This window comes from Pelomonas sp. KK5, from assembly GCF_001984095.1.
GTDB lineage: Bacteria > Pseudomonadota > Gammaproteobacteria > Burkholderiales > Burkholderiaceae_C > KK5.
Genome location: NZ_LYVQ01000320.1, coordinates 1 through 5520, shown reverse-complemented (window position 1 = coordinate 5520; position 5520 = coordinate 1). Strand labels below are relative to the sequence as shown.

Below are 5520 nucleotides of genomic sequence, written 5' to 3'. Positions count from 1 at the left end.
GCCTGGCGCCGGGCCACCTGTTCTCGGCGGACCGGCGCTTCAGCCACCATGTGCGGATCAATTTCGGGCATCCGGACCACGCCGGCATGCCGGCCGCGCTGAAAACGGTCGGCACGATCGCCAGGGCGCTGGCGCAGCCCGCTTGAGCCGCACGCCGCGGCGGCCTTCTTGTCCGCGCAGGGCTTGCGCGTGCGTAGGACGGCTCCGGTTCCGTGCGGTGGGGCCCTGCCAGGCGGCCCGAGAGGCACCGGCCTTGCCTGTGACGGGCGTCGGGACCCCGCGGGTTCCGCCATCACCGATGGAGGTCGCCATGGCCGTCTGGCAGTTCGAGCTTGCATTCCTTTCCGTCCACGCCGCCGCGCCGGCACCGGCGAACCATGGCTTCCTGGTACCCCCGCTGGCTGGCGAGGCGATGGCGCTCACGCAGCCCTACATCGCCGCGTCGCTGGGGCGGCCGCAGCGCCTGGCGGGCGGGGCGGTGATCAGCTTCGGCGCGCAGGAAGGCAATCACATCGACCTGGTGGAGGGCGAGGCTGGCGGCTGCGAAGTCTGGGCCGGCATCGACGCCCGCTCGGATGCCGACGGCTTCTGCGCGGTGCTGTGCGACGTGGCGCGCGCGCTGCGCTGCGAGCTGTTCGCGCCCGAGCTGGGCCTGCGGGTCGAACCGCAGCGCCGGGCGCTGGTGGAGGCGCTGATGCGCTCCACCGCCTGGGTCTATGCGCTCGACCCGTCGCTGTTCAGGCAGGGCGCCCATGGCTGGATGGCCCTGTAGGCGCCCCGCGTCACGCCGCGACGACGCGCGGCCTGAGCAGGTCGGACATGCCGACGCGGTGGAGCATCTCCGCGCGCAGGCGGTCCATCACGCTGAAGCCGATGTCGGCGCCGTCCTGCGTCGGGTCGATGTGAACGCGGAAGGGCCGCTTGCCGAAGGGCTGGCCGACCAGGTCCACGATCGCCTCGGCCACCGCAGCCACGTCGGCGTCCTCGGGCACGATCTCGGCGAAGGCCTTCTGGATCTGCTCGCCGAAGCCGGCATAGGGACCAGCCTCGTACTCGGCGACGCGGGCGGCATCCGCCGGCGAGCCCGAGTGCGAGAAGTGGTTCGTGCCCTTGGTGAAGGCGCCGGGCACGACGATGGAGGTCTCGATGCCCCAGCGCGACAGCTCGCGCGCGTACTGCACCGCCATCGAGTCCATCGCCGCCTTGGCCGCGAAATAAGGCGCCAGGTAGGGCGGCGTGCCGCCGGCCGAGCTGCTGCTGGAAACCCAGACCAGCAGGCCCCGGCCCTGCTGGCGCAACTGCGGCAGCGCGGCACGGTTGACCCGCTGCGCGCCCAGCACATTGATGTCGTAGAGCTGGGCGAACTGCTCGGCGGTGAAGGCCTCGGCCGGGCCGAAGGCCATGTGGCCGGCGTTGTGCATCACCACGTCGAGGCGGGCGCAGTCGGCCACGATGCGCGCGATGGCGGCATCGGCCGAGTCCTGCGACTGCACGTCGAGCTCGACCGTGCGCAGGTCGGCGCCGTGGGCCTGGGCGAAGGACGCGATCTGGCGCACGTTGTCGGCATTGCGTCCGGTGGTGCCGCGCATCGAGGCGTAGACGGTGTGGCCGGCCCGGGCGAGGGCCTCGGCCGTGAGGCGGCCGAAGCCGCTGGAGGCGCCGGTGACGAGGATGACTTTCCTGCTGCTCATGTTGATGCTCCTGGTGGGGTGGTGAAGGGTGTGTCTCAGACCATGCCGCCGTTGGCGCGCAGCACCTGGCCGTTGATCCAGCCGCCGTCCGGGCCGGCGAGGAAGGCCACGGCGTTGGCGATGTCGGCGGGCGTGCCCAGGCGCTCCAGCGGGTTCATCCTGGACATGCGCTCGATCAGCTCGTCGGACTTGCCCTTGAGGAAGAGGTCCGTGGCCGTCGGGCCGGGCGCCACCGCATTGACGGTGATCGAGCGGCCACGCAGCTCCTTGGACAGGATGCCGGTCATCGCCTCGACGGCCGCCTTGGTGGCGGTGTAGACGGCGTAGTTCTCGAGCTTCAGGCCGACCACGCTGGTCGACAGGTTGACGATGCGGCCACCGTCGCGCAGGCGGCGCGCGGCCTGGCGCAGCGTGTTGAAGCTGCCCTTGAGGTTGATGGCGACCTGGCTGTCGAACAGCGCGTCGTCGCTGTCGGCCAGCGGGGCCAGCTTCATGATGCCGGCGTTGTTGACGAGGACGTCGATGCCGCCGAACGCGGCCTCGGCCGCGTCGAACATGCGGGCAACGGCGGCCGCGTCGCTGACGTCGGCCTGGGCGGTGATGGCCCGGCCGCCGGCAGCCTCGATCTTGCGGACCAGTTGCTCGGCTTCGCTGGCATTGCCGGCGAAGTTCAGGGCGACGGTGAAGCCGTCGCGGGCCAGCCGCTCGGCGATGGCGGCGCCGATGCCGCGGGAGGCGCCGGTGACGAGGGCGACCTTGGACGTGTTGCTCATGCTCATTGCAGTTCTCCTTGATGTCCGCCGCGGATATCGCGGGGTGAAGCAACTATGGCAATTCGCTGGCAATAGATAATCATCGATAGTTTGCCAAGACTGTTTCTTGAATACGAACAAATAAACCGGAGGCCGCCATGGACCGACTGGATGCCATGCAACTGTTCGCCCGCATCGTGGACCGGCGCAGCTTCACGCTGGCCGCCAACGACATGCAGATCCCGCGCTCGACCGCGACCAAGGTCATTGCCGAGCTGGAGGCGCGGCTGGGCGTGCGCCTGCTGCAGCGCACGACGCGCGTGGTGCGGCCCACGCTGGACGGCGAGGCCTTCCACCAGCGCTGCCTGCGCATCCTCGACGACGTGCAGGACGCCGAGGGCGCCTTCAGCGGCGCCCAGGTCAAGGGGCAGCTCCGCGTCGAGGTGCAGGGCACGCTGGCGCGCCACTTCCTGATGCCCGGCCTGCCGGCCTTCTTCGCCCAGTACCCTGGGATCGAGCTGTCGATGAGCGAGAGCGACCGCTGGGTGGACCTGGTGCAGGAGGGTGTCGACTGCGTGCTGCGCTACGGCGCGCTGCGCGACAGCGAACTGGTGGCGCGGCAGGTGACCCTGCTGGAGCGGCTCACCTGCGCCACGCCGGAATACCTCGAACGCTTCGGGACGCCGAGCGGCGTCGACGGGCTGGCCGGCCATCGCATGGTGGGCCTGCGCTCGATCACCACCGGGCAGGTGACGCCGCTCGAGTTCCAGGAGGACGGCAAGGGCAAGGCCCCGGTGCGCACGCTCTCGCTGCCGGGGCCGCTGATGGTCACCGGCACCGAGAGCTACCTCGCGGGCATCCGCCTCGGCCTGGGCCTGGCCCAGGTGCCGCGCTTCCACGTCGAGGACGAACTGCGCAGCGGCAGGCTCGTGGAGATCCTCGCCGACACCCCGCCCCCGTCGATGCCGGTGTCACTGCTGTACCCGAGCGGGCGGCAGCTGTCGCCGCGGGTGCGGGTGTTCCTGGACTGGGCGACGCAGGAGTTCAGGAAGGAAAACGAAAAGGCCTCAGAGGTCGCCCTCTGAGGCCTGGATATCGGTGGTGGAGAGGAGGAGGATCGAAAAAACCGCTGGAAGTGCGATGGATATTGACAACGTTCTGAGGAAGTCCATGTGGTTACTGCACAAGTTACTGCCAGTAGCTTCCGCAGTGCATCGGTGCGGAAAATTCCCCTGAGTTCGATCCTAGTTCTTGGCCGGTAACGGCCATGTTTCTTCCTCTGTGTCGCCTGCCGCACTGTGTAGCGGCATAAGCCAAGCGTTCACCATACCAAGCAATCGAGCCTTACCAGGACAAATGATTTGCCTGTAGCACACCGGTGCCGAGTTTTGAGTAGCGCCCGCTGCTGGCGCCGCGAAGCTGGCGACGAAGGTTGGGGAGGCGTGGACCCCATCGGCTGACAGTCAGCGGGCTGCCAGGTCAATCGGCTAGGCGCTCTTCTTGCCGGAAGCCGAACACTTCGACACCCACCTCGCCGCAATCAGCGTACACATCAGGCTTGGCCGTGGACACCCGCGCCGCGTGCACCTGCGGATGGGCCAGCATCGTTGCCAAGAGATCGTCGCAGAGCGTTTCCTGCAAATGGACATGACCGCGTTCGAGCCGCGCCAGGACGCTGCTGCGGATGAAGTCGTAGTCCACCACATCGCGCAGCTCGTCGTTGCGTGACGAGGAATCCGACAGGCGGACGTAAAGATCCACGTTGATGCGAAGGCGCTGGGCTGCTCGCTTCTCGAAGTCGTGAGCGCCGATCCGGACGGGCAGTTCGAAGTTGCGCAGATACAGGCGTCGACAACCGGCGAGGCGGGGGTCCAGAAGGGCCGACATTCAGGGCGCCCTCCGGGGCTCTTGCTCGCGAACCAGGAATAGCACGTCGCGCGGCTGCGGGCTCAGGTGCTGGCCGCCATCGACCAGCAAGGTGCTGCCCGTCATGGCTGGTGATTCGAGTAGAAATCGCACCGTGCGAGCGACGTCCTCAGGCGTCGACGAACGCTGCAGCGGCGTCATCCGGTGTGCCTCGGCGAACTCCTGCTCGCTCATCGGACCGGAGGGCAGGGTGACGCCGGGCGCCACGCCGCAGACACGCAGTGCTGGCGCCAGCGCCTGCGCGAGCAGCTTGCCGGCGGCTTCCAGCGCCGCCTTGGACAGCGTATACGACAGGTGATCGGGGTTGGCGTTCCAGAGCTTCTGGTCCAGCAGGTTCACCACGCAGCCGCCGCAGCCGCGGGACAGTACATGCTGGTGAAGGGCCCGGGCCAGCACAATGGACGGCGTCACGTTGGCGTTGAAGTGGCGCAGCGCCACGTCGGCGCTGAAGCTGGCCACATCGTCGTGCTCGAACAGCGAGGCGTTGTTTACCACGGCGTCCACGCGTCCATGCCGCGCGATCACGGCCGGCAGCAATCCTTCCAGTTCGGCCGCATCGCCCAGTTCGGCCCGGAAGCCGAAGGCCTGCGCGCCCAGTGCCCGCAACTCCTCGACGGTGGCATCCGCGTCGGCGGCCGAATGCCGGTAGTGCAGGGCGACATCCCAGCCATTCGCAGCCAGTTCCAGTGCGATCACGCGTCCGATGCGGCGTGCCCCGCCGGTCACTAGCGCGACGGGACGACTTTCAGGCTTGTGATTCGACTTCATGTTAGACACTTTATACGAAAGTGTTCTTGTTTTGTCTAGCGGAGATCCCGCGTGGCCAGGTTTCTGCAGCGCGCCGCTGGGCGATAGCCGCCGGCATTTCGGGAATACCCAAGGTCCGATGTGCGATGTCGCGCCATTAGACTTGTGAACATAATCAATAAAAACGTCTAGATGTCGTGGCTGAAGGTCTTCCGATCCGTTGACGCCGCCTGGGCGAGAAATTCAACGGAGCAGGAGACAAGATGAACAAGCGCATTCAGGCCACGCCGCTGGCGGCTGCCGCATCGGCCTTGGCCGTAATGCTGGGTCACGGAGTGGCATTCGCCCAGGCGACACCGGCGGGTGACGGCCTTGCCGTCGAAGCCATCGACAAGGTCGTGGTG

At 67.8% G+C, this 5520-nt stretch carries 6 protein-coding genes; 2 read left to right on the top strand and 4 right to left on the bottom strand.

Annotated features, from left to right (window positions below; genetic code table 11):
* The first annotated feature begins 310 nt into the window (after window positions 1–310).
* The gene (locus tag B0W88_RS29260) at window positions 311–772 is read left to right on the top strand and encodes a hypothetical protein (protein ID WP_077038058.1); all 462 of its coding nucleotides are present in this window, start codon (window positions 311–313) and stop codon (window positions 770–772) included.
* A 10-nt stretch (window positions 773–782) separates the two neighbouring features.
* Here B0W88_RS29260 and B0W88_RS29255 read toward each other — a convergent pair whose 3' ends face one another.
* Both B0W88_RS29255 and B0W88_RS29250 read right to left on the bottom strand, forming a co-directional pair.
* A complete protein-coding gene (locus tag B0W88_RS29255; protein ID WP_077038057.1) occupies window positions 783–1691 on the bottom strand; it encodes an SDR family oxidoreductase in 909 nt (302 codons plus the stop codon).
* Between the two features lie 35 nt (window positions 1692–1726).
* On the bottom strand, window positions 1727–2470 hold the full coding sequence (locus tag B0W88_RS29250; protein ID WP_369973960.1) for an SDR family oxidoreductase: 744 nt from the start codon (window positions 2468–2470) through the stop codon (window positions 1727–1729).
* A gap of 131 nt (window positions 2471–2601) precedes the next feature.
* On the opposite strand from B0W88_RS29250, the gene B0W88_RS29245 reads away from it, so the two are divergent.
* Window positions 2602–3528, top strand: coding sequence for a LysR family transcriptional regulator (locus B0W88_RS29245; RefSeq protein ID WP_077038056.1), 927 nt, complete (start codon window positions 2602–2604; stop codon window positions 3526–3528).
* 394 nt (window positions 3529–3922) lie between these two features.
* On the opposite strand, the gene B0W88_RS29240 is transcribed toward B0W88_RS29245, so the two are convergent.
* Window positions 3923–4330, bottom strand: a complete 408-nt coding sequence (locus tag B0W88_RS29240; RefSeq protein WP_077038055.1) for a dihydroneopterin aldolase — start codon at window positions 4328–4330, stop codon at window positions 3923–3925.
* A complete protein-coding gene (locus B0W88_RS29235; RefSeq protein ID WP_077038054.1) occupies window positions 4331–5137 on the bottom strand; it encodes an SDR family oxidoreductase in 807 nt (268 codons plus the stop codon).
* Window positions 5138–5520: the final 383 nt, after the last annotated feature.

What these genes read in the sequence shown, in the direction of transcription:
- B0W88_RS29260 (WP_077038058.1), top strand. Translation starts at nt 311, where the DNA reads ATGGCCGTCTGGCAGTTCGAGCTTGCATTCCTTTCCGTCCACGCCGCC.
- B0W88_RS29255 (WP_077038057.1), bottom strand. Translation starts at nt 1,691, where the DNA reads ATGAGCAGCAGGAAAGTCATCCTCGTCACCGGCGCCTCCAGCGGCTTC.
- B0W88_RS29250 (WP_369973960.1), bottom strand. Translation starts at nt 2,470, where the DNA reads ATGAGCATGAGCAACACGTCCAAGGTCGCCCTCGTCACCGGCGCCTCC.
- B0W88_RS29245 (WP_077038056.1), top strand. Translation starts at nt 2,602, where the DNA reads ATGGACCGACTGGATGCCATGCAACTGTTCGCCCGCATCGTGGACCGG.
- B0W88_RS29240 (WP_077038055.1), bottom strand. Translation starts at nt 4,330, where the DNA reads ATGTCGGCCCTTCTGGACCCCCGCCTCGCCGGTTGTCGACGCCTGTAT.
- B0W88_RS29235 (WP_077038054.1), bottom strand. Translation starts at nt 5,137, where the DNA reads ATGAAGTCGAATCACAAGCCTGAAAGTCGTCCCGTCGCGCTAGTGACC.